The organism is Qipengyuania zhejiangensis (genome assembly GCF_035607565.1).
GTDB classification, from domain to species: Bacteria; Pseudomonadota; Alphaproteobacteria; order Sphingomonadales; family Sphingomonadaceae; genus Qipengyuania; species Qipengyuania zhejiangensis.
Genome location: NZ_JAYKGO010000003.1, coordinates 669,372 through 694,224, shown reverse-complemented (window position 1 = coordinate 694,224; position 24,853 = coordinate 669,372). Strand labels below are relative to the sequence as shown.

Sequence of the window (24,853 nt, the reverse complement as noted above, 5' to 3'; positions counted from 1 at the left end):
GCCCCGCTTCGGCGGGGCTTTTTCGTATCAGCCGACGTTGTCCTTGAACCCCTGGGCGATAACGTACCACTCGCTCGATCCCTTGCGGCTGGCGGGCGGTTTGGCGTGCTTCACGGTCTTGAAATGCTTCTTGAGCAGGGTCAGCAAGTCGGTGTCGGTGCCACCTGCCAGGACTTTGGCCAGATAGGTGCCGCCCGGCGCCAGGTTCTCGATGGCGAACCATGCGCCGGCTTCGACCAGACCCATCGTGCGCAGATGGTCGGTCTGCTTGTGACCCACGGTGTTGGCCGCCATGTCGCTCAGCACCAGTTCGGCCTTGCCGCCCAGCGCTTCTTCCAGGACGCCCGGCGCCTTGTCGTCCATGAAATCCATCTGGAAGATCGTGACGCCTTCGATGGGCTCCACTTCCAGCAGGTCGATGCCCACCACGATTGCCTTGGGCGCACGCTTGCGGACGATCTGGCTCCACCCGCCCGGCGCAATGCCCAGGTCGACCACGCGGGTCACCCCCTTGAGCAGGCCGAACTTGTCGTCCAGTTCGCTCAGCTTGTACGCCGCGCGACTGCGGTACCCTTCGGCCTTGGCCTGTTTCACGTACGGGTCGTTGAGCTGGCGTTGCAGCCAGCGCGCAGAACTCGCCGTGCGCCCCTTTGCCGTTCTTACGCGGGTTTCGCGATCTTTGCCCGATCGGCTCATACGTCCTGCTCCCGCATGTGTTGCAGGGCGGCGCGGCTGCGCTCGCCTTCTACGTCTGCGGCCATCAGGCTGCGCAGGATTCCTTCGCGAATGCCGCGATCGGCCACGCCCAGCTGGACCGATGGCCAGATGTCGAGAATCGATTCAAGTATCGCGCAGCCGGCAATCACGAGGTTCGCCCGGTCGTCCCCGATACAGGGCAGTTTCTGGCGTTCCGGCCCGCTCATCCGCGACAGGCGTGCGGAAATGTCCCGCATGGATTGCGAAGGCAGGATCAGCCCGTCGACCGCGCGGCGGTCGTATTGGGGCAATTCCAGGTGCAGGCTCGCCAGCGTGGTCACCGTGCCGCTGGTCCCCAGCAGGCGGATCGGAGCGGGCGACCGCGCGGCATCGGCGATGCGTTCGGCAAATTGTGCAAAGCTGCGCGAAACGGTGCGGCGCATCTCGCGATAGCGGTCGAGCCGGCTCGCTTCGCTTTCGTCGCTGCCTTCCACCGTGTCGGTCAGCGAAACGACGCCCCACGGAACGCTCAACCAGTCGAGGATGCGCGGCACCGGGCCGCCCGGTTCGACCAGCACCAGTTCGGTCGACCCGCCGCCGATATCGAAGATGATTGCCGGACCGGCACCATCTTCGAGCAGCACATGACAGCCCAGCACGGCCAGCCGCGCTTCTTCCTGCGCGGAAATGATGTCGAGCACGATGCCGGTTTCCTCGCGGACCCGGTCGATGAATTTCGAACCGTTGACGGCCCGCCGGCACGCCTCGGTTGCCACCGAACGGGCCAGCCGCACGTTGCGCCGTTTCAGCTTTTCCGCGCACACCTGCAACGCGGCCAATGTGCGCTCCATCGCCTCGTCCGAAAGGCGCCCGCTGGCGGCCAGGCCTTCGCCCAGCCGAACGACGCGGCTGAACGCGTCGATCACCGTGAAGTCTTCACCGCTGGGCCGTGCGATCAGCAGGCGGCAATTGTTGGTCCCCAGGTCGAGCGCGGCATACGCCTGGCGATGCGGCGCGTGCGCCGGTGCGGGCTTCGTATCGGGGTTCGCAGGGTCAGCTGACGCGGCTTCGCGGCGCGGCGCGTGCGGTTTCCCAGCGCGCCTTTCGCCATGTTTTACATCGGGCCGGGAGGGGCGTTTGTAGCGAAAATCGGCTACCTTGCCGGACTTGCTGCCCCGTCGTTTTCCAGGCCCCCTTTTTACGTCCGGCGGAGACTGTTCCGCCATCGAAGGAGCTTTCTTTTTTCCTCCCGTGCCAACCATCGGGCGCGGGGACTTGGGCGCGATGCTAGCGATGAAGCGAGACCGGGGCAAGAGCGGGCACCGCGCGCGGGGTTGACCTTGGGGGGCGGCATATCTAGATGGCCGACCTCTCCCGCGCGCAGAGGCGATTCTGCGTGGCCCGGTGAGCGATGATGCCCCGTCGTCTAATGGTAAGACTACGGACTCTGACTCCGTCAATTGAGGTTCGAATCCTCACGGGGCATCCATTCCGATATCAGCAGCCCAGCCTTACGCGATTGCGGTGCGCTATCGTGTCGCGGCCTGCGCGCGGCGCTGGATTCCCGCTGCAAGCTCGTCTAAGCCCGCTTCATCCCCGGGGAGCCAGCTACTGGCTGAGAGGGACGGGATAAGCGCCGTCCGACCCGTTGAACCTGAACCGATTAGCATCGGCGGAGGGAGTGGGCGTTCGCGAACCGGACATCCGCACTCCGCCACGAGGAGAACACGCGCATGGCCGACATCAACAGCACATTCGACATCGGCGTCACGACCGGCCCCATCCGCGGCAGCCGCAAGGTGCATGTCGGCGCCAAGAGCGGCAGCGGCATCCGCGTCGCCATGCGCGAAATCGACCTCGAGGGGGGCGAGCCGAGTGTGCGGGTCTATGATACGTCCGGCCCCTATACCGATCCCGATGCCACGATCGACATTCGCAAGGGCCTCGAACAGAAGCGCCGCGAATGGATCCTGGCCCGCGGCGACGTGGAGGAATACGACGCGCGCGAAGTGAAGCCGGAAGACAACGGCCAACTCGGCCCCGACCGCAGCGGCGGCGTCCCGGCCTTCCCCAATGTCCACAAGCGCGTGTTGCGGGCCAGGCCCGGCACCAACGTCAGCCAGATGCACTATGCCCGCCGCGGCATCATCACGCCCGAAATGGAATACGTGGCCGAGCGTGAAAACCTTGGCCGCGACATGCTGCGCGACGAGGCCGCCCGGCTTGACGCGCGCAACGATGGCCAGCCCTGGGGTGCCCAGCTGCCCGATTACGTCACGCCCGAATTCGTGCGCGACGAAATTGCCCGCGGTCGCGCGATCATCCCCAACAACATCAACCACCCCGAAAGCGAACCGATGGCGATCGGGCGCAATTTCCTGGTCAAGATCAACGCCAACATCGGCAATTCCGCCGTCGCATCCGACGTCGCGAACGAAGTCGACAAGATGGTCTGGTCGATCCGCTGGGGTGCGGACACGGTGATGGACCTTTCGACGGGCCGCAACATCCACGACACGCGCGAATGGATCATCCGCAACAGCCCCGTGCCCATCGGCACCGTGCCGATCTACCAGGCGCTGGAAAAGGTCGGGGGCGTGGCCGAAGACCTGACGTGGGAAATCTTCCGCGACACGCTGATCGAACAGGCCGAACAGGGCGTCGATTATTTCACCATCCACGCCGGCGTGCGCCTGCCCTATGTGCCCATGACCGCCAAGCGCGTAACCGGCATCGTGTCGCGCGGCGGTTCGATCATGGCGAAATGGTGCCTGTCGCACCACAAGGAGAGCTTCCTCTACGAGAAGTTCGACGAGATCACCGAGATCATGAAGGCCTACGACATCGCCTATTCGCTGGGCGATGGCCTGCGCCCCGGCAGCATCGCCGACGCCAACGACGAAGCGCAGTTCGCCGAACTCTACACGCTTGGCGAACTGACCAAGCGGGCCTGGGAACAGGACGTGCAGGTGATGATCGAAGGCCCCGGCCACGTGCCGATGCACAAGATCAAGGAGAACATGGACAAGCAGCTGGAAGCCTGCGGCGAAGCGCCCTTCTACACGCTCGGCCCCCTCGTCACCGATATCGCGCCGGGTTACGACCATATCACCAGCGGCATCGGTGCGGCCCAGATCGGCTGGTACGGCACGGCGATGCTTTGCTACGTCACGCCCAAGGAACACCTCGGCCTGCCCGACCGCGACGATGTGAAGGTGGGCGTGGTGACCTACAAACTGGCCGCCCACGCCGCCGATCTTGCCAAGGGCCACCCGGCCGCCAAGGTCCGCGACGACGCGCTGTCGAAAGCCCGTTTCGAATTCCGCTGGCGCGACCAGTTCAACCTGTCGCTTGATCCCGACACGGCCGAACAATACCACGACCAGACATTGCCGGCAGAAGGCGCCAAGACCGCCCACTTCTGCTCCATGTGCGGACCTAAGTTTTGCTCGATGAAGATCACGCAGGAAGTGCGCGACTTCGCCGCCAAGCAGAACTCGGACAGCTATCTGGCGGCCACGGCGCCCAGTGAAAAGGCCGAGGAGGGCATGGAGGAAATGGCTGAGAAGTACCGCGAGGGGGGCGATCTCTATATGCCGGCGGCCCCGGCGGAATGACCCGCTCCGTCATATCTGCGCTTGTGGCAATGGCGCTCGTGCCTTGCGCCGCGTTGGCGCAGGATGAAGGACCAGCTGGCCCGATTTTCACCCAATCCGACCTTCCCTATCCGTTCTCGAATGCGGTTCAGGTGGGTGATGTGCTGTACCTTTCGGGGGACATCGGCGTGGACGAGACGGGGAAAGCAGTTGTTCCCGGTGGGGTTGAGCCAGAGACGCGCCGCATGTTCGAACGCATCGGAGCGACACTCGCGGCGCACGATCTCGGTTTCGAGGACGTGTTCAAGTGTACCGTCATGCTCGCAGACATGTCCGAATGGCCCGCCTTCAATGCGATCTACGCCGAACATTTCAAAAAGGGTCGTTACCCCGCACGTTCGGCCATGGGCGTAAGCGGGTTAGCGCTCGGTGCGCGGGTCGAGATGGAATGTTGGGCTTGGAAGCCGCAGGATTAGGTCAAGGCCAAAGGTACCTAACCCGCCGGGACCAGTTTCTCCACCAGCGCCCTCAATTCGCTTGGCGTCGTATGTCCCGCGACCACCTCGTGATAGCCAATGCCCGCCTTGCGCAGCGCTTCCTTCTTCACCGCATCGCGTGCGGCGGCGCTGGTGCCAGTGTGGTGGCCCGACCCCTGATATTCCAGCGCGTGAACCACGCAGCATTTCTCGTCCATCAACGCGAAATCGACCCGCTTTGAATTGACCGCGAGGTAAGCATCCTTGTCGGGCGAGGACAGGAATTCGCCAAGCGATACCTGCGCCATCACCTGCCACCCCGGATTGCGGGCAATTACAGCCTGATCGAGCGCCTGAAAGACGGTCGCTTCCGCCCTGTTGAGCAAAGATCGCGACGAGAAGCTTGCCCTGCTGACCGTCTTCAACTGGTCGGCTGCGAAGTCCGCGTCGGACACCTCGCTCTTCTGTTTCATGGTGCCAGCGGAGGGTTTCGCTTTCTTCTTTCCCCACTTCGCCGCGTTGCGCCCGCGCCAGTACGCTTTGCGTTTCTCGCGGTCGTTCTTCTCCAAGGCCCGTTCGACTGTGGCCCCGATCAAGGCCCCAATTACAAGCACCACGAGCAAGGCGACTGGGCGGTCTAAAAGGTATTGGACAGTATTCATGACGCTGTGACTGATGGCATTATTTTGAAAATTGGTGAAGTCATGGCGTGGCAGGCATCGGACCAAAGCGCCTGTGGAGGCCTTCAATCCCGCCAAATCCTCCCCATCTCGGTAGGTGAGAGAACACCAACCGAGAGGAGCATCCCCCAATGCAGGTCCAGTTCAATTCCGACAGCAGCGTCATGGGCACCGAAAACGTCGCGACACGGATCGAGGCGCAGGTGCGCGAGAAGCTTTCGCGGTTCGAGGATCGGCTCACCCGGCTTGAAATCCATGTGCGCGATGAAAACGCGCGCAAGGGCGGGGCGGACGACAAGGCATGCGTGATCGAGGCGCGGCCACGTTCCGGCGCGCCGCTCAGCGTCACGGCTCATGCCGCCGATGTCGACACCGCTGCGCGGGTCGCGGGCACGAAGCTTGCCAAGCTGCTCGACCGCCAGTTCGGCAAGGCCGAAAAGCACAAGCACGACCCTTCGCCTGATAAGGTGATCTGAACGATCGGGAGGCGGCGTCAGCCTTCGGGCTGCGCCGTCATCCGCACCAGTTCCCAATCGTAACCCAGTTCCTTCACGCGGGCTTCCAGCCTTGCGCGCAGCGGGGCATCGGGGCGCGCCTGGCGGGTGAGCATCCACAGGTAACGCCCGCTCGGTTCGCCCACGATGGACCAATCGTAAAGCCCGTCGGCGCCCGCCGCGCCGTGATCCAGCACCCAGTAATCGCCGTAGAACGGGCCGAAGAAGCTGACCTTCAGCTTGGCACCCGCCGCGCCTTCCACGATCTTCGCCTTGCCGGTGGACTGGTCGAATTTACCGTCGAGGCCACCGCGATAGCACGAGTTGACGACCTTGATCGTGCCGTCATCCTTCAGCGAATAATCCGCCGTCACCCCTTCGCACCCCTTCTGGAAGGGCGCTTCGTAGCGGCCGTATTCGTACCACTTGCCAAGATAGGCATCGATTTCGACTGGTTTGGCCGGTTGCGGGACGGCCGTGTTGCCCACCGGTCCCGGTGTGCCAACGCAGGCCGCGGTCAACAGGAGGGCAGGGGCGAGGGTGAGGATGCGCAATAGGTTCATGCCCGCGCAACGGGCGGTATCGTGCCGGGTTCCGCGCCGCGCGCTTGACCTTGCGGGCCAAAGGCGCATTCTCGCCCACAGGGTCGAGCGGGGAGAACGAAATATGGCGAAGCGGACGATTGGTGCAGCGATTGCGGGGCTGGCGTTGGCGGCCGTCACCGCCACGGGCGCACAGGCCCACGAACCAAAGCAGACGATAATGCCCGAAGACGCCGAAGCGCGCGCCTTCCAGGAAGCGGTCGGATATTCGGACGCGGTCATCCACGGGGACGTGGTGATCCTGTCCGGCGTGGTCGCGGTCCCGCAGGCTGGCGATGAAGGCATGGAGCCTTCCTTCGTGCGCGTTTTCGACCAGATCGGCCGCACCCTCGAACGCGCCGGTATCGGCTGGGATGACGTGATCGAGGTGGAAACCTTCCACACCGACCTTGCGGGACAAATCAACGCCTTCGCCGATGTGAAGAACCGCTACATCAAGGCGCCGTTTCCCGCATGGACCGCCATCGGCATTTCCGCCCTGTACGAACCGGCAGGACTGGTGGAGGTCAAGATCACCGCACGGCGCGCCGACCAGTGACCTCGCCGCTCCCGCCAGCCTACCAGGTCGATTTTCGCCACCCGCCGGGCGAGCCGGGACTGGTGCCCGCAGGGTCCGTGCAATGGCGCGTGTTCAAAAACTCCATCGCGCTGGGCATTGGCGGCGTCGCGGCGGTGCTGTTCGAATTCGCCGATGCGCGGATACGCTCGGGCGTATGGGACCATTCGATCTACAAGACCGATCCGATCGGCCGATCCCAGCGCACCGGCATGGCGGCGATGGTCGGCGTGTTCGGCCCGCAAAGCACCGCGCGGCAGGTCATCGGCGGGGTCAACCGGATGCACCGCAAGGTCGCCGGCGAAACGCCGACTGGCGAGGCCTATCGCGCGCTCGATCCCGAATTGCTCGATTGGGTCAGCGCCACGGCGGGCTATGGCTTTCTCGAGGCCTATCACCGTTTCATCCATCCGCTCAGCGCCGCCCAACGCGCGAGCTATTATGCCGACGGCGAAGCGGTGGCGCGGCTCTATGGGGTCGAACATCCGCTGACCAGCGATGCCGATTTCTTCGCGATGCTCGAAAGGTTGTTCCCCCGGTTCGAACCGCACGCGATCAACCGCGAATTCCTGGACATCATCATGTCGGGACAGGCCGCGCCCAGTATCCCGAAGTTCCTCCACCGGGCGATGGCGCGCGCATCGGTATCGCTGCTGCCGCCAAAGCTTCGTGAGCGTATGGAACTGGGGGCGGAATTCGACCTGTCCCGCCGCGAACGGCTGGCGCTCAGGCTTGCCGGGCGGCTGGCGGACCGCGTTTCGAGCCCGGCCATGCCCGCTTACGCCGCTGCCGAACGCCTGGGTCTGCCGGGGCGCTTCGCGTGGTATCGGCCAGAGCGCCAGAAAGCCATCCTCGCCGCGCGCAGCGCAGGCACACCACAACAAGACACGATTGGAACCGTTTCATGAGTGAAGCCCCCGTCTACCGCGTCCCTTTTGTCGAACGCACGGGGATGCGCCGTATCGAGGAACGGCGGGGGCATTCCAGATTGCTCATGCCGCTCGAACCCAACGCCAACCATGTCGACGTGATGTATCTCGGCGCGTTTTGCGTGCTGGCCGAAGCGGCGGCGGCGGGGCCGGGCATATCCATCCTCGACACCACGCGGTATTTCCCCATCATCAAGGACATCGCCGTGGATTTTCACCGCATGGCGGCAAGCGATGTCATCGGCGAATTCAGCCTGAGCGAGGACGCGATCGCGGACCTCCTCGCCGACCTGGACCGGAAGGGCAGCGCCACGTACCTAGCCGAAGTGCCCATGCACGATGCAGACGGGGTGCTGGTCGCAACCGGGCGGGTCACGGTGAAGCTGTTGTCGCACGAATGGAAGAAACCCGCCTGATGGGAGAGGCTGCATGATCAAGTTGAGTTTTTGCCTGCACCGCCGCCCGGACCTGACGCGGGAGGAATTTCAGCGCACCTGGCGGGAGGATCACGCACCGCTCGTGAAAGCGGCGGCATCGCATCTGGGCATTGTGCGCTACGTGCAGAGCCACACGTTCGATCATCCAATCATTGCGCCCAGCACCGCCGCACGGGGAATTCCGCATGGCGATGGCGAGGCATTCGACGGTGTCGCCGAACTGTGGTTCGAACACGAAACCTTCGATGCGGCGCCGACCGAGGAAGGCGCGAGGCACTCGCGAATTCTGGCCGAGGATGAGGCGCGGTTCATCGATTTTTCCCGCAGCCGCATGTTCATGGTCCGCGAAAACGTCGTCGTCGAATAGCTAGGGGGCAGACCGCCCCAGCGCCACCAGCACCCGATCGAGCGATTGCAGAAAGCGCGATCGATCCGCCTTGCCGAATGGCGGTGGGCCGCCGGTTATGCCGTCCATCCCGGCGCGCAAATCGGCCATCAGCGCGCGCGTGGCGATGGCGCTGCCAATGCTGGCGGCGTCGAACGGCTTGCCATTGTGCGCGAGCACCTGCGCCCCTGCTTTCAGGCAGCGTTCGGCCAGCAGGATGTCGGCGGTTATCACCACGCTGCGCGCATCGGCGGCATCGGCGATCCAGTCATCCGCGGCATCGAACCCGTCGTCCACCACCACCCGGCTAACCAGGGCGCTCTGGGGAATGCGGAAAGGGCTGTTGCTGACCACGCGGACCTGCACACGATGGCGTTCCGCCACGCGGTAGATTTCGTCCTTCACCGGGCACGCATCGGCATCGACGAGGATGATCGCGGAACTGGTACTCGAATTCATGCAAGGCGACCTAGCGGTTGGGGCGGCGTGCGCCGAGTCTTTTGCCTGTTATTCCAATTTGCTGTCCATGCGGGCGCAGTCCCGCTAGGGCGCCGGGCCAGCAAAAGGAGCCGTCATGGCCGATCTCTATCTCAAGGCGCTTGAATCGGAGCGCAGGCAATTGTGGGCGACCTGCCGGCTGAAAGGCCTGGCGAAGGGGACCCCCGAACGTGTGCGGATCGCACAGATCGACGAAAGCATCGCCGCGCACAAAGCCAAGAAAACGAAGGGTTAGCCAGGACAGTCGTTCTGGCTCCAGATCAGCGTTTCTTCACGAATTCGGCGCGTAGGACGAGACCCTTGATGCCCGGATACCGGCAGTCGATCTCCTGTGCATCGCCCGTCAGGCGGATCGACTTGATCAGCGTCCCCTGCTTGAGGGTCTGACCGGCACCCTTGACCTCCAGGTCCTTGATCAGGGTCACCTGGTCGCCATCGGCCAGGATGTTGCCCACCGCATCGCGCACCTCGATCTGGTCGCTGGCGGTCTGCTTTGCCGCCAGTTCGCTGGCGGGCATCCATTCGCCGCTGTCCTCGTCGTAGACGTAGTCCTCGTCGTCACCGCTCATGCTTGGCTCGCTCGTCGAAAAAGGGGATGTGGCCCATGCGCTACCGCAACGCGCCGCACATCGCCACACGGCGTTTGCCCTGGCCCCGGCTTGTCCACCGTGCTGCAAATAAAGGCGATCGAAACGGGAATTGGCGACAGGTCGTTTCGCGCCGCCGCAAAGGGCAAAAGGGAATTGATTAGGTAGAATGGCGTGCGCGTGCTAGTTGGGCCTCGCTGACGTCGAATTTTGCGACGGACTTCGAGATTTGACGACCGCCGCTTGCCTTTTTGGCCCCGGCGCAAACCAGACGACGACTTCCTTTCATCTGACGATACGACGCACGACCCATGCGGCACACTGCCGCGTGGGAAATAATCGTTCTTGAAAGGAACACTCCATGGCCAAGACTGGCACCGTAAAGTTTTTCAACACCGACAAGGGCTACGGCTTCATCCAGCCCGACGACGGTTCGGCCGACAGCTTCGTCCACATTTCTGCCGTTCAGGCAGCGGGCATGACCACGCTCGATAAGGACCAGCGCCTCAACTACGAAGTTGAGCAGGGCCGCAATGGCAAGGAAAGTGCAGTCAACCTCGGCCACGCCGACTGACGCCTAGCTTTCGTGTGCGCCGCCTTCCCGTTGGGGGGCGGCGCACATCTTTCGCTGTTGCAGTCACGGAGAAGCCGATGAGCCAGACTTACGAATTCTATGCCGCCCGTGCCCGCGAATCCGCCGCAGAGGCCGATGCAGCCACGCTCGACAATGTGCGCGACCGCGCGCGGCGTTCCGAAGCGACCTGGCGCGCACTGGCCGATCAGGCCCGTGATGTTGCAACCCAGCGTGTAAAAATCGAACGGCAGAAGGCCGCCCAGCGCGAAGCCGAAGCCGAGGCTGCTCAAGCCTGACAATTTCCCCGCCGCGCCCAGATCCGGCGCGCCATGCGGAACCATCGCCGGAACCGGAATGCTTCCAGGGGGGAAGACGCGTTCCTGGTAATGGCCAACTGCAGCCGATTTGCTGCACGGATTCAAAGGTACGGCACCCACGGTGCCCCATGCCCTTGCAAATCCGCCCTGCCTCTTCAATGATCGCCTCATTCCCCAAGGCTCGACCGATGTTTGGGAGTGAAACCGTTGAATGAGCTGCCCCGCATACGCACCGCCGAACCGCACGAGCGCGCCAGCCTGATCGCTACGGCCGTGCTTGGCTTCGTGGCGGATCCCATGGTTCGCTGGACGGTGCCGGACGCTTCGACATACATTGAAGCGATGTCCGAATTTTTCGACGCGTTCGGGGGACGGGCCTTCGAAAACGGCAGCGCCTGGGTGGCGAACGACGGGCAGGCGCTGGCCATGTGGCTGCCTCCCGGGATCGAACCCGACGGCGAACGTATGGTTGAATCGATCACGTCGCGCTCAGACCCAGACAAGGTCGAGGAAATCTTCACCGTTCTTGGGCTGATGGAGCAGTTCCATCCCAAGGAGGATTGCTGGTACCTGCCGGTAATCGGCGCCGATCCGGCCTACACCGGCCTCGGCCTTGGCGGGATGTTGATGAAAACCGCTCTGGAACGGGTCGATCGCGATCGGTTGCCCGCTTATCTCGAAAGCTCCAACCCGCGGAACGTCTCGCTGTACGAACGGCACGGGTTTTCGGTGATCGGTGAAATCCAGCATGGATCGTCCCCCGTGATGATCCCCATGCTGAGACCCGCACGGACCTGAACCGCCCTATTCCCTGCCAGCCTGGTAAGCCTTTCTCTCTTCACTCTGTCTTAACCCCGCCCTTGCACTTCGCCGCAATGGTTGAGCGGCTAAGTTAACAGCGCGGTCAGACTTTTCGGTTAGAGCAGCCGCACGACCCGCATGTGCGGGCCAGGGAGTAGAAGTCGGCCATGCATCCACTGCAACAGATCTTTGCAACCGCCGAAGGCGAAACCGGCTGGGAAGCCGACATGCACCTGTTGTTCGAACAGGGCGAATTCGACACGCTTCATTGCGAACTGGAAAACGCCCTTGCCGCTCTCGACAGCGATTTCGGTTCCCTGTGCCTGCAAACCCGCCCCGACATGGTGCGCCTTGCCGGATGGGAAGAGCTGGTCGAGGCAATCACGGTCCACGAAGGCGAACCGATCACCGGGCTGACGCTGGCGGTCGCCAACGAATCCGACCGGGTCTTCGAAAAGGGTCAGCTGCATCATCCCTACATGATGCTCGGCCTCTACAGCGACGATGCGTTCGAATTCAGCAAGGCCGATGCCGCCGCGCTGCTGGCCCAGACCCGCGCCGAGGACGGTCCGGCCTGGGACGGATATGACGAGGATGTCGAAGTCCATCTGGACATTGAAGGCCTCGATGCGATCAACACGGCCCTCCTGCACCACAAGCAGCGGCACTATTTCCGCGACGGACCATCGGGCGAAGCACCGCTGCGTTATGTGGAATATGTTCTGGGCTGCTGGTGGCGCGCCCTTCTGTTCCAGCAGGCGATTGCCAGCGAATGCGCTATCCATGGTCTGCCGGGCGGGATTCCGGTGATTTGCGGCATGGTGGAAATGCGGCCCGAACTGGTGGTGATACATGGCATCGGTGCCCGCGCGATAGAACCGGCACGCGTCAGCGAACTCAAGCCTGTTTCACCGCTCATCGCCGCGGATTTCATCCAGGTTCGTCCCATGGAAGAAGAGGCGAAGGAGCTGACCGGTGCCGATCTTCGCCGCCGGGTCATCGAAACCGGCCAGGAAGACGAACCGCCGGTCCGGCGCAGCTTCATCGCGCGCCTGTTCGGCCGCTGAGAGGCGCCGCCGCTGGACACTCCCTCCGCTTCGGCTAATCTGTAGCGGGACGATATGGGAGGACAGCGATGTCGGGAAATCAGGGTGGATGCCTGTGCGGCGCGGTACGATACAGTTTCGCAGGTGATCCTGCCGCCGCGATGGTGTGCCATTGCAGCCATTGCCAGAAGCAATCGGGCAGCGCCTTTTCGACCATAATCGGCGTGCCCGAAACCGCTTTCACCATGGACGGGGCACCGGTCACCTATCGTGACGAGGGAGAGAGCGGCAAAGCAGTCGAGCGGATCTTTTGCGGATCCTGCGGTTCGCCGCTGATTTCCAAGGTCGAAGTCGCGCCGGGGATGGTGTGGGTCAAGGCCGGTACGCTTGACGATACGTCCGCCTTCCAGCCGGCCATGCATATCTGGACCAAGAGCAAGCAATGCTGGGTCGATACCGGGGCAATCCCCGCGTTCGAAACCAACCCCGGTTAACGCGCGCATTGCCCGCCGTTTCTGCAATCAATCCACGATCCGAAAGACACCACGAACCATGGCAAGCATTCGCGCCCGACTGGTAAACCTTGCCCTGCCGCTGCTCGGCATCAAGAGCTTCTTTTCCCAGCCGGAAAAGCTGGATGAACGCATTGCCAAGCTCCGCACACAGGCTTCGATCAGGCCGCGCGCCAAATGGTCGGCCCAGTTCGACATATCGGAAGACGACAGCCGCGGTTATGCGGTGGTGACGATGGTGCCAAAGGGCGGGGCGCGCGCCGGTGCACCGCATCTGCTTTACCTGCACGGCGGGGGCTACGTGATGGATATCGCTGCGCTGCACTGGGATGCCATCGCGCGCCTGTGCGTCGATCTGGGCGCGAGTGCCACCGTTCCGCTCTACCCCCTCGCGCCGGAACACAAGGCGGCCGAAACGCTGGATGCGATGCGGGCGCTCTACAACGATATCGAGCCGGAATTCGGCGCCGGGAACATTACTGTGATGGGCGACAGCGCGGGGGGTGGCATGGCGCTGGCGCTGGCGCAGATGATCCGTGCCGATGGCGGCGTTCTGCCCGCAAGCCTCGTGCTGTTTTCGCCCTGGGTCGATGCCACCGCGACCGCCGAAGGCCAGCACGAGATCGAAAAGCGTGACCGGATGCTGGCGGTGAGCGGGCTCGAAGCGTGCGGGCGCGCCTATGCGGGCGAACTGCCGGTTGACGATCCGCGCGTAAGCCCGCTTTTCGGGCCGCTCGAGGGGCTGCCGCCGATGGCGATCTTCTCCGGGACCAGCGACATCCTGCTGGTCGACGGACGGCGCCTGTCCGCCAAACTTCACGCACCCGGGATGCCGCACCATATCTACCGTGAATATGACGGCATGTTCCACGTCTGGATGCTGCTCCCGATTCCCGAAGGCAAGCGGGCGCTAGGGGAAACCGCGGCGTTCATTCGCAACCCCAGGGGCGCCGCATGAGGGGCCGCTTCGCGGGCCTTGCCTGCGCCGTCGCTCTCGCTGCATGTCAGCCTGGTGGGGATGGCGCCTCGACCGGGGCAACCGAGGCATTCTCCGGGATCGCGAAGGACGAAACCGTCAGGATAACGGGTACCGAACCGTTCTGGGCCGGGGAAATCGCGGGGACCATGGCGCGTTACAGCACCCCGGAAAATCCCGACGGTTCGCGGTTCTCGGTCGAACGATTTGCCGGCCTGAACGGGGTAAGCTTCAGCGGGCAGTTGGGCGAGGCGCGCTTCGATCTGATGATCACGCCCGGCGAATGTTCGGACGGGATGAGCGATCGGACCTATCCGTTCACCGCCACGTTGATGCTGGGCAGCGAACAGCGGCTGGGATGCGCCTGGACCGACCGGCAACCGTATACAGGATCGGAAACACCATGACCGGTACGGGTTCGAAGCGCTGGCGCGTGTTTTTCCGGGTGGCTGCGGCCTATAACCTGGTCATCGGCCTGGGGGCGTTTCTCGATGCCGCGTGGGGATCCCCCGAGGCGGTCAGCGGCGTTCTCGTCTTCTGTTTCGGGCTGGTTTACGCCCTCGTCGGGAATGATCCGCGGCGGTATGCGCCCATGGTGATCGCGGGAATTGTCGGCAAATCGATGGTGGTTGCGATGCTCGGTCCGCCCAACTGGGCAGCCGGGGGCGATGCCGCAATCGGCGCGATCGTGGCAGGCGATCTGGTTTTCACCATCGGTTTCATCATCTTCTTGTGGCGGAACCGGACCCATGCGTGACATTCCCGCCTGGCCGCGCCTGCTCGGGCTGGCTGGTCTGCTGCCGCAATTTGCCTGCGTTATCGTGCTGTACGTCGGGCCGCAGGAATGGCGCTACGCCGCGTTGGCGATGGCGTTCGGCTATGCCGCCATCATCTTCAGTTTCCTTGGCGGAACGTGGTGGGGCATCGCCGCTGCTGCCCCCGCCGCGGAACGCAGAAGGGCGCTTGGGTGGTTGTGGTTCGCCGCAGTCGTGCCCAGCCTTGTTGCGTTTGCCGCGTTCCTGCCATGGGTGTTTGGCGAGGCATGGCCGGAACCCTCGATGGTCATGCTCGGCGGTGGAATCCTGTTAAGCCCGGCGGTCGATGCCCGGCTCGGCCCTCTCGCCCCGCGCTGGTGGATGCCGCTGCGGGTGCCGCTGTCGCTTGGCCTTGGCGTTGCCACGATTGCTGCCGCTCTGGCCTGAGCGCGGTCAAGGCCCGCCGCCCTGCCGCGGCGCGCATCAGAACAGTCCGGGAATTCGCAGCTGTGCGGCGCTGGGCTGGTCGGGGCGCATCAGGGTGCGTCTGGGCAGCTGTGCCTGAACCGTTCCATCCTTTGCGGCTGCCCCGATCGCCGTGCAGGCCCGCCCGGCAAGGAAATCCAGCGCGGTCGCAACCGATGCCTCGGCAGGATCGCCCAACGGCTTGGAAATATCGTCAGCCGCCGCGCAGGTCCGGGGCATGACGCTGGCCAGTCCGCTGTAATAATCGCCGCCGTTGTCGGCGTTGACCGAACGGAATGCCACCACGCGCAACCGGTCGTCGCACGAGGATCGGTCCCTGGCGATCTGGCCAACCGGCTTGCCGTAGGTATCGGTCCCGACCAGCGCGATATTGTTGCCGAGGAACGGGATGAACGCGTTGGCGACCAGTTCGCTGGCCGATGCGGTGCCTTCGGTGCCGATAACCGCGATCTTCATCGCCGGGATCGACTGCGACTGCGCTTCGAAAAGCCGGGTGCTGTTGTTGTCGCTCTTGGAATCGCGGAATAGCGTGCGGCTGAAGACCTGACCGTCCTTGTCGGCGCCCATCAAGTCGCCGAGCAGTTCGGCAATCGAGACCAGACCGCCGCCGTTGTAGCGGAAGTCGAGGATGACCTGTTCGATACCCTGCGCCCTGAATGTGCCGAACGCGGTCCTCAACTGGGGGCCGGCGTCCTGGATGATAAAGGTGCGCAGGTTGATGTAACCGACCTTGGTGCCGCCGTTGTCGATGATTTTCGCGCCGTAACGATCGGACACGGGGTCCAGCGAATATTCGGCCTTGGTGACCGTCACGTCGAGCTGGCTGTTGTCCGGCTGGCGGATCGTCAGGGTCCGGGTGACGCCGGGGTCTGCCGGGCCGAGCGCATTGGACACCGCCGCTTCGGGGAACTGGCCGCCCGCCTGCATGATGCTGGCCACGGTCTGTCCGTCGATCGCCAGAATTTCGGTTCCCCTGTCGATGCCTGCCGCAAACGCCGGGGCGCTTTCGAACGCTTCCACGATGAACACGCGCCGGGCGGTCGTGTCATAGGTCAGCCGGACGCCGAAACCTGCGTTGGAACCGCTGCTGATCAGCTGGTTCTCTTCCTCGATCGAGGTGATGTAGGTGTACCGGCGGTCGGCCCCGAACCGGGATGCGCTGGGCGCGGTCACCGCGTCGATATACGCCTGAACGGTGCTGTAGTTTGCCTTGTTCGCGGACGTGTTGAGCAGGCTTGGGAAAAGATACCATTCGTTGATCTGCGACAGCACCCAGTCCTGGCGCGCGCCGAGCGAACAATCCGCCGCCGTGCCGGTGCCCCCGCCGACACCGCTTCCGCTGCCCCCGCTGCTGGTGCCACCGCCGCCGCACGCGGCGAGCGAGAATGCAAGAGTGGTGCTGAGAATGGCGCGACCCATGGACATGGCCCAAAACTCCGGAACTAGAGGCTAAAATTGTGGCGGACCGCCATTTGCAAGGATGCGCGATTAACCCGCGGTGAGCAAGACAGCTGCAACTTTCACTGATTTGTTGGCCTTTTTTCGACAAAGCGCGCTGAAAACGGTGCAAATTCACCTCCGGCGCATGGCCATCGGCACTGCGCTGTGCCTTAACCGGCGCATTCGCGAGGTCGGCAAGCGTGCCGAAGCGTCAAGGAGTGTGCATGTCGAGTGGTGTTCCGTCCTGGGTTGAACAGGCTGTCGGTGGGGGAAGTGTTCCCGCAGGCTTGACGCTGGCACGCGTCGCCGAAGAACGGAATCTGGGCCGCTCGGGCTTCACCCTGTCGAGCGACGCGTTCCGCCATGGCGGCGAACTCGATCCCTCCTTCACCGCTTGCGAGGAAGATTCAGTCGCCCCGCCTCTGGAGTGGACGGCGCCGCCCCCCGGTTCGCAGGAACTTGTGCTGGTGGTGGAAGATGCCGAAAAGGGCCATGTCCACTGGCTGGTGTGGGGCCTGCCGCCGCAGAAGGGCAAGCTGCTCGAAGGCGAAGCGCCGCCGCGCACAGGCAAGAACGCCAAGGGCAATTCGGAATGGTTTCTGCCCGATCCGCCGATTGGCGAAGAACACCGATATGTTTTCCAACTCTTTGCGGTGGACCTCCCGCTCACACTGATGCCGGGGGCAACGCATGAGGAACTCGTCCGCAATCTGGACGGACACGTGACCGCCGCTGCGGTCCTCACCGCCCGTTTCGAAGGCCACGAGGTCGAGGAATGGGACGATGCGGGCTTCGGCGACGAAGACTGAAGTATAGCCAAGGAAAGGATGAATCATGGCTGGCAAGAACAACGCGCTGCAAAAGCCGGTTAACCTCACACCGGAACTGGAAAACGTCGTGGGCAAGGGTCCGATGACCCGCGCCCAGGTAACTTCCAAGGTTTGGGATCACATCAAGGCTAACGACCTGCAGGATGCCAAGGATCGTCGCATGATCAATCCCGACGCCAAGCTTGGCGCCGTGATCGGCAAGGATCAGATCTCCATGTTCAAGATGACGGGCGCCGTCTCGAAGCACATGAGCTGACCGGACTATCGGCGGCGTAGCGGCCAGTCCGTTACGCCGCCGGTCCACAAGGCCAGCCATACGATCAGTGGCTGCGCAACCATCCTGGGCAGATGATAACCCAGCCCCGCCCCGCCGTCGGGCCGCGCCATGTCGAGCGCGAAATGATGGATATTCGCCGGAAATACGCAGATGGCATAAAGCGCAAGGCCGATCGCACCCGCTTTCCTGAGCGGTTGCGAAAGCGGCTGCGCCAGGGCAGCTGCGCCCAGCAGTTCGGCCACGCCCGTCCAGAACACCACGGCTTCGGGTGCCGGCACCCAGGCGGGCATGATGGTCAGGAACGCAGCGGGCGAGGCGATGTGAAAATAGCCTGCGGCCGCGTAGCAAACGGCCAGCAACCAGCGCAGCCCCGTTCGTGCCCAGCTCATTCCTCAACCACCTCGACGCCTTTCCAGAAGGCCAATCGGTCCCTGATCTGGGCGGCTGCTTCCTTGGGGGTCGGGTAATACCATGCCGCGTCGATGTTGATCGCGCCGCCTGCATTGATCGAATAATAATGCGCCGTGCCCTTCCATGGACACGATGTCGTGGTGTCGCTGGGCACCAGCATGCCCTGCGCCACATCGGCGGCGGGGAAATAATGGTTGCCTTCGACCACGACGGTATCGTCGCTTCGGGCCAGGGTTTCGCCGTTCCATCGCGCTGTCACTGTCATAGTAGAGGCCTTTCCTTGTCCGCCCTCTTTGCTAGGACTGGCCACGTATCTGCAAGGGGTTCCTCAATAATGCGTCACTACCTTCTCTCGGCTGCGGCCGTTCTTGCCCTATCCGTGCCGGCGACGGCGAAGGACACGCCGGAAGATATCGCGGCGGCCGCTCTTGCGGCGGCGCCTGTCTGGGATGGGCATAACGACGTTCCGATCCAGCTGCGTTCGCGGTTCGGCAATGTGATCAACGAATTCGATTTCGCCGACACGCTGGACACCGGGACCACGGATAACAAGGCCATGCACACCGATCTGGCACGGCTGCGGCAAGGGAAGGTGGGGGCGCAGTTCTGGTCTGTCTATGTCAGCGCCAGCCTGCCCGAAGCCGAAGCGGTGCAAGCCACGATCGAACAGATCGATGTGACGCGGCGGCTGGTCGCGAACAATCCCAAGACGCTGCAGCTTGCGCTGACCGCTGCCGATGTGGAAGCCGCCATGAAAGCGGGCCGGGTGGCGTCGCTGATGGGAATGGAAGGGGGGCAGTCGATCGGCTCCAGCCTCGCCGTGCTGCGCCAGATGTATGCGCTGGGTGCGCGTTACATGACCTTGACGCACTCCAAGACGCTGAGCTGGGCCGATAGCGCCACGGACGCTCCGAAGCACGACGGACTCAACGGTTTCGGCCTGGATGTCGTGCGCGAAATGAACCGCATCGGGATGCTGGTCGATCTCAGCCACGTCAGCGAAGCGGCCATGCACGATGCGCTGGACGTGGCGCGCGCACCGGTCATCTTCAGCCACTCGGGCGCGCGGGCAATCAATGGCCATTCGCGCAATGTACCCGACGGCGTTCTGGCGCGGCTGCGCGATAACGGCGGCGTGATAATGGTGGTCGGCCTGCCGGGTTACCTGAGCGAGGAAGCGCGGCTGTGGAGCGCGGCCAGGCAGGCGGAAGATGCCCGTCTCAAGGCGATGTTCCAGGGCCAGCCAGACGCGGTAAGCGCGAAGCTTGCCACATGGGACGAAGCGAACCCGATGCCGCTGGCCACTGTCGGCGATATGGCCGACCATATCGAACACGTGCGTAAGGTTGCCGGTATCGACCACATCGGGATTGGCGGCGATTACGACGGCATGCCCACCGGGCCTGTCGGGATGGAAGATGTTTCGGGGTATCCGGCGCTGTTCGTCGAACTGGCCCGGCGCGGGTATTCCAAAGGCGATCTGGAAAAGATCGCGTCACGCAATGTGATGCGGGCCCTGCGCGAAGCGGAAGCTTATGCGAAAAGCCAGACCGGTGCGGCCCCGATCGAATACCGCGTGGGCGAACCGCGCGACAAGCAGGGCTGAACCGTGCGCGGCGCCGGGCCTAAAAGGCGAAAGCCGATCAGGCCCGGATGCGCACTGGCCTGAGCATGATTTTTCCGCGGTCGGCCCATGCCGGCTGACCGCGGGAACAATCAGTTTTCGATTACGTCGACACCGTCCTGCTGCGTCGCCTGATCGGTCGCAGTCGCTTCGGTATCGTTGCCGACATCCGTAATGATGCTGTCGGTGCCGGTGCCGTCGTCTTCCATCGACCGGATTTCGCCGCTCACGGTGGCTTCCTCCTCGACGTCGTCCTGCATCAACGCGGGGACGATCCAGGTGACGGACAGCAGGATGATGGCGAGCAACATGCCGCCTGCCAATACCCAGCGCACGACGCCTTCTTTCGAACCGCCACTTGCCTCGACTTCGTCGATGTGGATTTCGTTACCTTCCTTATGCACGGCTAAAACTCCCAGAATTGCGCGATCCCATGTCGCAAATTCCTACGATCCGTGACGCGGAATGTTCCGCACGAAGCGGTGGGCTAGTCGCGAAGCAGGTCGTTGATCGCTGTTTTTTCACGGGTTTGCGCATCGACGGTCTTGACGATTACCGCACAGGCAAGGCCCGGTCCGCCGTTCTTTCCGGGCATCGAACCGGGCACCACCACCGAATAGGGCGGAATGTGCCCGTGGATGATTTCGCCGGTATCGCGATAAACGATCTTGGTGGACTGGGTGATGAAAACGCCCATCGCCACAACGCTGCCTTCGCCCACGATCACGCCTTCGACGATTTCGCTGCGGGCGCCGATGAAGCAATTGTTTCCGATGATCGTGGGGTTGGCCTGCATGGGTTCGAGCACACCGCCGATGCCCGCGCCGGCCGAGATATGGCAATTCTCGCCGATTTGCGCGCAGGAACCAATGGACGCCCAGGTGTCGACCATTGTGCCCTTGCCGACATAGGCGCCGATGTTGACGAAGCTGGGCATCAGCACGCAGCCGGGCGCGATGTAGGCGCCTTCGCGGGCCACGGCACCGGGGACCACGCGAAATCCGGCTTCGCGGAAGCGGGCATCGTCCCACCCGGAAAACTTGCTGGGCACCTTGTCGAACGCAGGCTGGCCGGCGCTTCCGCCTTCCATCACGCGGTTGTCGTTGAGGCGGAAGCTCAGCAGCACGGCTTTCTTGAGCCACTGGTTGACGGTCCAGCCGCCCTTGCCGTCGGGTTCGGCCACGCGGCCTTCGCCGCTGTCGAGCAACTTCAGCGCGGCTTCCACCGCGGCGCGCACGTCATGCGACTGCTGGTTCACCTCGGCGCGATTGTCCCAGGCGGCTTCGATGGCGTTGGCGAGGTCGGCGGTCATGCGGGTCTCCGGCGTTATGCGTTGCCCGCGCTGTTAGCAGCCTTGCAGGCTCAGTCCATCCCCGCAGCCAGCGCGAATTCGTAAGCCCGTTCGACCAGCGGCGCGACACGTTCGGACATCGACTTGGCATGAGACGAAGACGCGGTCCCGTCGATCACGCGTTTCTTGATGCCTTGCATGATCCCCGCAAGCCGGAACAGATTGTACGCGAAGTACCAGTCCATCGGCGGAACCGGATACCCGGTGCGCGCAACATACCGTTCCACCGCTTCTTCCTGCGTCGGAATGCCGAGCGCCTGGAGATCGAGGCCGACCAGACCGGCGCGCCCGTCATGGGGGTTGTGCCAGTTCAGCATGAGGTAGCTGAAATCGGCGATCGGATCGCCCAGCGTCGACAGTTCCCAGTCGAGCACGGCCAGGACACGGTTGGCATCCTTTTCGAAGATCATGTTGTCGAGACGGTAATCGCCATGGACCACGCTGCTTTCATGCTGCGGTGGGATCGTTTGCGGCAACCATTCGATCAACCGCTCCATCTGCGGCATATGCTCGGTTTCGGACAGCTTGTACTGCTTGGTCCAGCGCCCGATCTGACGCGCGCAATAATCGGTCGGCTTGCCGAAATCGCTCAGCCCGATGGCATCGGGATCCTTGGTGTGCAGATCCGCCATCGTATCGATCATGGCGTTGTAGATTTCACGCCGTTCGGCCGGCGTGTTGTTGGGCAGGGAACCGTTCCACAGGCTGCGGCCATCGGCCAGGCCCATGACGAAAAACTTGCTGCCGATCACGTCCGGATCTTCGCACAGGCCATAGGTCTTGGGCACCGGGAAGCCGGTTGGGCCAAGAGCGTGCATCGCCTTGTATTCGCGATCGACCGCATGGGCGCTGGGCAACAGTTTGCCGAACGGCTGACGGCGCAGGACATAGGATCGACCCGGCGTATCCATCCGGTACGTCGGGTTCGACTGGCCGCCCTTGAACTTGGAATAGGTGAGCGGGCCTTCGAACCCTTCCACGTTCGCTTCGAACCAGGCGGTCAGCGTGTCGAGGTCCATCCGGTCCTGTTCGGGCACCTCGATGGTGCCGACCATTTCCTTGTCGAAATCGATCGGTTGCGCTGGATCGGCCATCAGTCGAACACCACCACGCTGCGGGCGGAATGGCCGCCTTTCATCTTCTCGAACCCTTCGTTGATCTTCTCGAGCGGAATCCGCTCGGCAATGATCGTGTCGAGATCGAGCAGGCCGCGCATGTAGAAATCGACCAGGCGGGGAAGGTCCACGGGGAAGTGGTTCATGCCCATGATCGCGCCCTGCAATTTCTTGCCCGAAAGCAGGTCCATCGCACCAAGGCCAACCTTGCAGTCGAGCGGCATCATGCCGAGAATCGTTGCCGTACCGCCGCGCCGCAGGACCTTCACCGCCAGATCGGCAGAAGCCTGCCGTCCGACCGCTTCGATCGCGTGATGCACGCCGCCGCCGCTGATCCTGATCACCTGGTCGACGGCATCGTCGGCCATGGCGTCCACGGCATGGGTCGCGCCGAGCACCAGCGCCAGTTCGCGTTTTTCGGCGATCGGATCGATGGCGATGACCTTGCCCGCGCCGGCGATCTTGGCGGCGTTGATCGCGGCCAGTCCCACACCGCCGCAGCCGACCACCGCCACGGTTTCACCGGGCACGACCGAACAGGCGTTGAAGATGGTGCCGGCGCCGGTCGTCACGGCGCAGCCGATGATCGCGGCGCGATCCAGCGGCATGTCCTTGTCGATCGAAACGCAGGCGTGTTCGTGGATCAGCATCTGTTCGCAGAACGCCGACAGGTTGAGCATTTGCGCGACGGGCGCGCTGCCATCTGCCCGCATGATGCGCGGCTTTGCGTCCACCGCACGGCGGGTGTCTGCCCCCATGCACAAGGCCATGCGGCCCGTGACACAGAATTCGCAGTGGCCGCAGAAGGCGGAAAGACAGGAAACCACGTGGTCCCCCGGCTTCACCGTCTTCACTTCGCTGCCGACGGCGCGCACCACGCCAGCCGCTTCGTGACCGGGAATGGCCGGAAGCGGATGGGGGTACGAACCCTCGATGAAGTGCAGGTCCGAATGGCACAGGCCACAGGCCTTTGTGTCGATCAGCACTTCGTGCGGACCGGGATCGGCGAGTTCAACCTCGCCGATCGTCAGCCCGCCGACCTGCTCGAGAATGGCTGCCTTTGCCATCAGCGCGCCACTCCCATGTCGCCCGAGCTGAGGTGATCGTCACCCATGTTGGGCGCGGCCCCCTCCCGCAGCGCGTTCGCGCTCGGGCCCTTTTCCGGCATGTGCTTGGCAAATTCCATCCGCGCAATCGAACGGGCGTGGACTTCGTCCGGACCGTCGGCCAGACGCAGCGTGCGCTGGTGGGCATAGGCGCTGGCAAGACCGTAGTCTTCCGAAACACCGCCGCCGCCGTGGGCCTGGATGGCATCGTCGATGATCTTCAGGGCCATGTTCGGCGCCTGAACCTTGATCATGGCGATTTCCTGCTTGGCATTCTTGTTGCCGACCTTGTCCATCATGTCGGCTGCCTTGAGGCAAAGCAGGCGCGTCATGTCGATATCTATGCGGGCACGCGCAACGCGTTCTTCCCAGACCGAATGCTTGTAGATCGGTTTGCCGAAGGCTTCGCGTTCCTGGAGGCGCTTGCACATTTTCGACAGCGCTTCTTCGGCCACGCCGATGGTGCGCATGCAGTGGTGGATACGGCCCGGGCCGAGGCGGCCCTGTGCGATCTCGAAGCCGCGGCCTTCGCCGAGCAGCATGTTCGTGACCGGTACCCGCACGTCCTTCAGTTCGACTTCCATGTGGCCATGAGGCGCATCGTCGTAACCGAACACGGGCAGATGGCGCAGGATGTTCACGCCCTTTGCATCGTTGGGCATCAGGACCATCGATTGTGCCGCATGGCGGCCGGCGGAAAAGTCCGTCTTGCCCATCACGATCGAGATCTTGCAGCGCGGATCGCCGAGACCCGACGACCACCACTTGCGGCCGTTGATCACGTATTCGTCACCGTCGCGTTCGATCCGCGTTTCGATGTTCGTGGCATCGGACGATGCGGTGAAGGGTTCGGTCATCAGGAAGGCCGAACGGATTTCGCCGTTCATGATCGGAGTCAGCCACTGGTCCTTCTGTTCGCGCGTGCCGTACCGGTGGAACACTTCCATGTTGCCGGTGTCGGGCGCGGAACAGTTGAACACTTCGGATGCGAAGCCGACGCGGCCCATTTCCTCGGCGCACAGTGCGTATTCGAGGTTGGTCAGGCCGGGGCCTTCGAATTCGTAGGTGTCATCGACATGATGATGGCCGTCGTTGCGGGGCGGCATGAACAGGTTCCAGATGCCCTGGTCCTTGGCCTTTGCCTTGAGCTCGTCGACGATGGGGATCACCTTCCAGCGATCGCCTTCGGCGTCCTGCTTCTTGTAGGTCGGCACGGCGGGGCGGACGTGATCCTCGATGAAGTTCTTCACCCGGTCGCGCCAGTATGCTTGCCTTTCAGTGGGCTGGAAATCCATC

34 protein-coding genes, 1 tRNA gene and 1 riboswitch are annotated in these 24,853 nt (G+C 63.4%); of the genes, 21 read left to right on the top strand and 14 right to left on the bottom strand.

Annotation, left to right across the window (positions count from 1 at the left end):
• Positions 1–27: 27 nt before the first annotated feature.
• Both VR863_RS11085 and VR863_RS11080 read right to left on the bottom strand, forming a co-directional pair.
• Positions 28–696: an RlmE family RNA methyltransferase gene (locus VR863_RS11085; RefSeq protein WP_324828528.1), complete on the bottom strand. Its 669-nt coding sequence runs from the start codon at positions 694–696 to the stop codon at positions 28–30.
• Complete coding sequence (locus VR863_RS11080) at positions 693–1,922, bottom strand: Ppx/GppA phosphatase family protein (RefSeq protein WP_324828527.1); 1,230 nt, start codon at positions 1,920–1,922, stop codon at positions 693–695. Before VR863_RS11080 ends, VR863_RS11085 begins: the two co-directional genes overlap by 4 nt.
• A 189-nt stretch (positions 1,923–2,111) precedes the next feature.
• Between VR863_RS11080 and VR863_RS11075 the strand changes: the two genes are divergently transcribed.
• The 3 genes from VR863_RS11075 (at position 2,112) to VR863_RS11065 (ending at position 4,768) form a co-directional block, all read left to right on the top strand.
• Positions 2,112–2,185 (top strand) — tRNA-Gln (locus VR863_RS11075).
• 98 nt (positions 2,186–2,283) lie between these two features.
• Positions 2,284–2,394, top strand: a riboswitch (TPP riboswitch).
• A gap of 35 nt (positions 2,395–2,429) precedes the next feature.
• Entirely contained in the window at positions 2,430–4,313 is a 1,884-nt protein-coding gene (thiC, locus tag VR863_RS11070; RefSeq protein WP_324828526.1) for a phosphomethylpyrimidine synthase ThiC, read from the top strand.
• Complete coding sequence (locus tag VR863_RS11065; protein ID WP_324828525.1) at positions 4,310–4,768, top strand: RidA family protein; 459 nt, start codon at positions 4,310–4,312, stop codon at positions 4,766–4,768. The genes thiC and VR863_RS11065 overlap by 4 nt, the downstream gene beginning before the upstream one ends.
• Positions 4,769–4,785: 17 nt before the next feature.
• Here the strand turns inward: VR863_RS11065 and VR863_RS11060 are convergent, their stop codons facing one another.
• Entirely contained in the window at positions 4,786–5,364 is a 579-nt protein-coding gene (locus tag VR863_RS11060) for a DUF2726 domain-containing protein (RefSeq protein ID WP_324828524.1), read from the bottom strand.
• A 215-nt stretch (positions 5,365–5,579) separates the two neighbouring features.
• Here VR863_RS11060 and VR863_RS11055 point away from each other — a divergent pair, with 215 nt between their 5' ends.
• Entirely contained in the window at positions 5,580–5,924 is a 345-nt protein-coding gene (locus VR863_RS11055) for an HPF/RaiA family ribosome-associated protein (RefSeq protein ID WP_324828523.1), read from the top strand.
• 17 nt (positions 5,925–5,941) lie between these two features.
• On the opposite strand, the gene VR863_RS11050 is transcribed toward VR863_RS11055, so the two are convergent.
• Complete coding sequence (locus tag VR863_RS11050; RefSeq protein ID WP_324828522.1) at positions 5,942–6,505, bottom strand: lipocalin family protein; 564 nt, start codon at positions 6,503–6,505, stop codon at positions 5,942–5,944.
• 103 nt (positions 6,506–6,608) lie between these two features.
• Between VR863_RS11050 and VR863_RS11045 the strand changes: the two genes are divergently transcribed.
• The 4 genes from VR863_RS11045 to VR863_RS11030 are packed head-to-tail and all read left to right on the top strand — an operon-like array spanning position 6,609 to position 8,833.
• The gene (locus VR863_RS11045; protein ID WP_324828521.1) at positions 6,609–7,082 is read left to right on the top strand and encodes a Rid family hydrolase; all 474 of its coding nucleotides are present in this window, start codon (positions 6,609–6,611) and stop codon (positions 7,080–7,082) included.
• Complete coding sequence (locus VR863_RS11040) at positions 7,079–8,008, top strand: oxygenase MpaB family protein (protein ID WP_324828520.1); 930 nt, start codon at positions 7,079–7,081, stop codon at positions 8,006–8,008. Before VR863_RS11045 ends, VR863_RS11040 begins: the two co-directional genes overlap by 4 nt.
• A complete protein-coding gene (locus VR863_RS11035) occupies positions 8,005–8,445 on the top strand; it encodes a PaaI family thioesterase (RefSeq protein ID WP_324828519.1) in 441 nt (146 codons plus the stop codon). The genes VR863_RS11040 and VR863_RS11035 overlap by 4 nt, the downstream gene beginning before the upstream one ends.
• Positions 8,446–8,458: 13 nt before the next feature.
• On the top strand, positions 8,459–8,833 hold the full coding sequence (locus tag VR863_RS11030) for an EthD domain-containing protein (RefSeq protein WP_324828518.1): 375 nt from the start codon (positions 8,459–8,461) through the stop codon (positions 8,831–8,833).
• Here the strand turns inward: VR863_RS11030 and VR863_RS11025 are convergent, their stop codons facing one another.
• Positions 8,834–9,310 carry a YaiI/YqxD family protein gene (locus VR863_RS11025; protein ID WP_324828517.1) on the bottom strand — a complete coding sequence of 159 codons (477 nt, stop codon included), beginning with the start codon at positions 9,308–9,310 and terminating at the stop codon, positions 8,834–8,836. It abuts the gene before it with no gap.
• Positions 9,311–9,425: 115 nt separating this feature from the next.
• Between VR863_RS11025 and VR863_RS11020 the strand changes: the two genes are divergently transcribed.
• Positions 9,426–9,584 carry a hypothetical protein gene (locus tag VR863_RS11020; protein WP_324828516.1) on the top strand — a complete coding sequence of 53 codons (159 nt, stop codon included), beginning with the start codon at positions 9,426–9,428 and terminating at the stop codon, positions 9,582–9,584.
• Between the two features lie 25 nt (positions 9,585–9,609).
• Here the strand turns inward: VR863_RS11020 and VR863_RS11015 are convergent, their stop codons facing one another.
• Positions 9,610–9,918, bottom strand: a complete 309-nt coding sequence (locus VR863_RS11015) for an alkylphosphonate utilization protein (RefSeq protein ID WP_324828515.1) — start codon at positions 9,916–9,918, stop codon at positions 9,610–9,612.
• A gap of 379 nt (positions 9,919–10,297) precedes the next feature.
• On the opposite strand from VR863_RS11015, the gene VR863_RS11010 reads away from it, so the two are divergent.
• The 9 genes from VR863_RS11010 (at position 10,298) to VR863_RS10970 (ending at position 15,364) form a co-directional block, all read left to right on the top strand.
• A complete protein-coding gene (locus tag VR863_RS11010) occupies positions 10,298–10,510 on the top strand; it encodes a cold-shock protein (protein WP_324828514.1) in 213 nt (70 codons plus the stop codon).
• A gap of 77 nt (positions 10,511–10,587) precedes the next feature.
• Positions 10,588–10,806, top strand: coding sequence for a hypothetical protein (locus VR863_RS11005; RefSeq protein ID WP_324828513.1), 219 nt, complete (start codon positions 10,588–10,590; stop codon positions 10,804–10,806).
• A gap of 228 nt (positions 10,807–11,034) precedes the next feature.
• Positions 11,035–11,625 carry a GNAT family N-acetyltransferase gene (locus VR863_RS11000; RefSeq protein WP_324828512.1) on the top strand — a complete coding sequence of 197 codons (591 nt, stop codon included), beginning with the start codon at positions 11,035–11,037 and terminating at the stop codon, positions 11,623–11,625.
• A 170-nt stretch (positions 11,626–11,795) separates the two neighbouring features.
• Positions 11,796–12,695 (top strand): hypothetical protein, encoded by a 900-nt coding sequence (locus VR863_RS10995; RefSeq protein ID WP_324828511.1) that lies wholly within the window; start codon positions 11,796–11,798, stop codon positions 12,693–12,695.
• A gap of 68 nt (positions 12,696–12,763) precedes the next feature.
• Positions 12,764–13,168, top strand: a complete 405-nt coding sequence (locus VR863_RS10990; RefSeq protein ID WP_324828510.1) for a GFA family protein — start codon at positions 12,764–12,766, stop codon at positions 13,166–13,168.
• Positions 13,062–14,144 carry an alpha/beta hydrolase gene (locus VR863_RS10985; protein ID WP_324828509.1) on the top strand — a complete coding sequence of 361 codons (1,083 nt, stop codon included), beginning with the start codon at positions 13,062–13,064 and terminating at the stop codon, positions 14,142–14,144. The genes VR863_RS10990 and VR863_RS10985 overlap by 107 nt, the downstream gene beginning before the upstream one ends.
• Positions 14,141–14,569, top strand: a complete 429-nt coding sequence (locus VR863_RS10980; RefSeq protein ID WP_324828508.1) for a COG3650 family protein — start codon at positions 14,141–14,143, stop codon at positions 14,567–14,569. The genes VR863_RS10985 and VR863_RS10980 overlap by 4 nt, the downstream gene beginning before the upstream one ends.
• A complete protein-coding gene (locus VR863_RS10975; RefSeq protein WP_324828507.1) occupies positions 14,566–14,919 on the top strand; it encodes a hypothetical protein in 354 nt (117 codons plus the stop codon). Before VR863_RS10980 ends, VR863_RS10975 begins: the two co-directional genes overlap by 4 nt.
• Positions 14,912–15,364 (top strand): DUF3429 domain-containing protein, encoded by a 453-nt coding sequence (locus VR863_RS10970; RefSeq protein WP_324828506.1) that lies wholly within the window; start codon positions 14,912–14,914, stop codon positions 15,362–15,364. Before VR863_RS10975 ends, VR863_RS10970 begins: the two co-directional genes overlap by 8 nt.
• A gap of 36 nt (positions 15,365–15,400) precedes the next feature.
• Here VR863_RS10970 and VR863_RS10965 read toward each other — a convergent pair whose 3' ends face one another.
• The gene (locus tag VR863_RS10965) at positions 15,401–16,828 is read right to left on the bottom strand and encodes a S41 family peptidase (protein ID WP_324828505.1); all 1,428 of its coding nucleotides are present in this window, start codon (positions 16,826–16,828) and stop codon (positions 15,401–15,403) included.
• Between the two features lie 239 nt (positions 16,829–17,067).
• Here VR863_RS10965 and VR863_RS10960 point away from each other — a divergent pair, with 239 nt between their 5' ends.
• Together VR863_RS10960 and VR863_RS10955 are read left to right on the top strand one after the other, a co-directional pair.
• Positions 17,068–17,652 (top strand): YbhB/YbcL family Raf kinase inhibitor-like protein, encoded by a 585-nt coding sequence (locus tag VR863_RS10960; RefSeq protein ID WP_324828504.1) that lies wholly within the window; start codon positions 17,068–17,070, stop codon positions 17,650–17,652.
• 25 nt (positions 17,653–17,677) lie between these two features.
• Entirely contained in the window at positions 17,678–17,929 is a 252-nt protein-coding gene (locus VR863_RS10955) for an SWIB/MDM2 domain-containing protein (RefSeq protein WP_324828503.1), read from the top strand.
• 5 nt (positions 17,930–17,934) lie between these two features.
• Here the strand turns inward: VR863_RS10955 and VR863_RS10950 are convergent, their stop codons facing one another.
• Positions 17,935–18,339 carry a DoxX family protein gene (locus VR863_RS10950; RefSeq protein ID WP_324828502.1) on the bottom strand — a complete coding sequence of 135 codons (405 nt, stop codon included), beginning with the start codon at positions 18,337–18,339 and terminating at the stop codon, positions 17,935–17,937.
• The gene (locus VR863_RS10945; RefSeq protein ID WP_324828501.1) at positions 18,336–18,626 is read right to left on the bottom strand and encodes a DUF427 domain-containing protein; all 291 of its coding nucleotides are present in this window, start codon (positions 18,624–18,626) and stop codon (positions 18,336–18,338) included. Before VR863_RS10945 ends, VR863_RS10950 begins: the two co-directional genes overlap by 4 nt.
• 69 nt (positions 18,627–18,695) lie before the next feature.
• Between VR863_RS10945 and VR863_RS10940 the strand changes: the two genes are divergently transcribed.
• Entirely contained in the window at positions 18,696–19,967 is a 1,272-nt protein-coding gene (locus tag VR863_RS10940) for a dipeptidase (protein ID WP_324828500.1), read from the top strand.
• A 110-nt stretch (positions 19,968–20,077) separates the two neighbouring features.
• Here the strand turns inward: VR863_RS10940 and VR863_RS10935 are convergent, their stop codons facing one another.
• The 5 genes from VR863_RS10935 to VR863_RS10915 form a co-directional block, all read right to left on the bottom strand.
• Positions 20,078–20,389: a hypothetical protein gene (locus VR863_RS10935; protein ID WP_324828499.1), complete on the bottom strand. Its 312-nt coding sequence runs from the start codon at positions 20,387–20,389 to the stop codon at positions 20,078–20,080.
• 83 nt (positions 20,390–20,472) lie between these two features.
• Positions 20,473–21,297, bottom strand: a complete 825-nt coding sequence (dapD, locus tag VR863_RS10930) for a 2,3,4,5-tetrahydropyridine-2,6-dicarboxylate N-succinyltransferase (protein WP_324828498.1) — start codon at positions 21,295–21,297, stop codon at positions 20,473–20,475.
• 50 nt (positions 21,298–21,347) lie between these two features.
• On the bottom strand, positions 21,348–22,430 hold the full coding sequence (locus VR863_RS10925; protein ID WP_324828497.1) for a phosphotransferase family protein: 1,083 nt from the start codon (positions 22,428–22,430) through the stop codon (positions 21,348–21,350).
• Positions 22,430–23,518, bottom strand: coding sequence for a Zn-dependent alcohol dehydrogenase (locus VR863_RS10920; protein WP_324828496.1), 1,089 nt, complete (start codon positions 23,516–23,518; stop codon positions 22,430–22,432). The genes VR863_RS10925 and VR863_RS10920 overlap by 1 nt, the downstream gene beginning before the upstream one ends.
• Positions 23,518–24,852, bottom strand: a complete 1,335-nt coding sequence (locus VR863_RS10915; RefSeq protein WP_324828495.1) for an acyl-CoA dehydrogenase family protein — start codon at positions 24,850–24,852, stop codon at positions 23,518–23,520. The genes VR863_RS10920 and VR863_RS10915 overlap by 1 nt, the downstream gene beginning before the upstream one ends.
• Position 24,853: the final 1 nt, after the last annotated feature.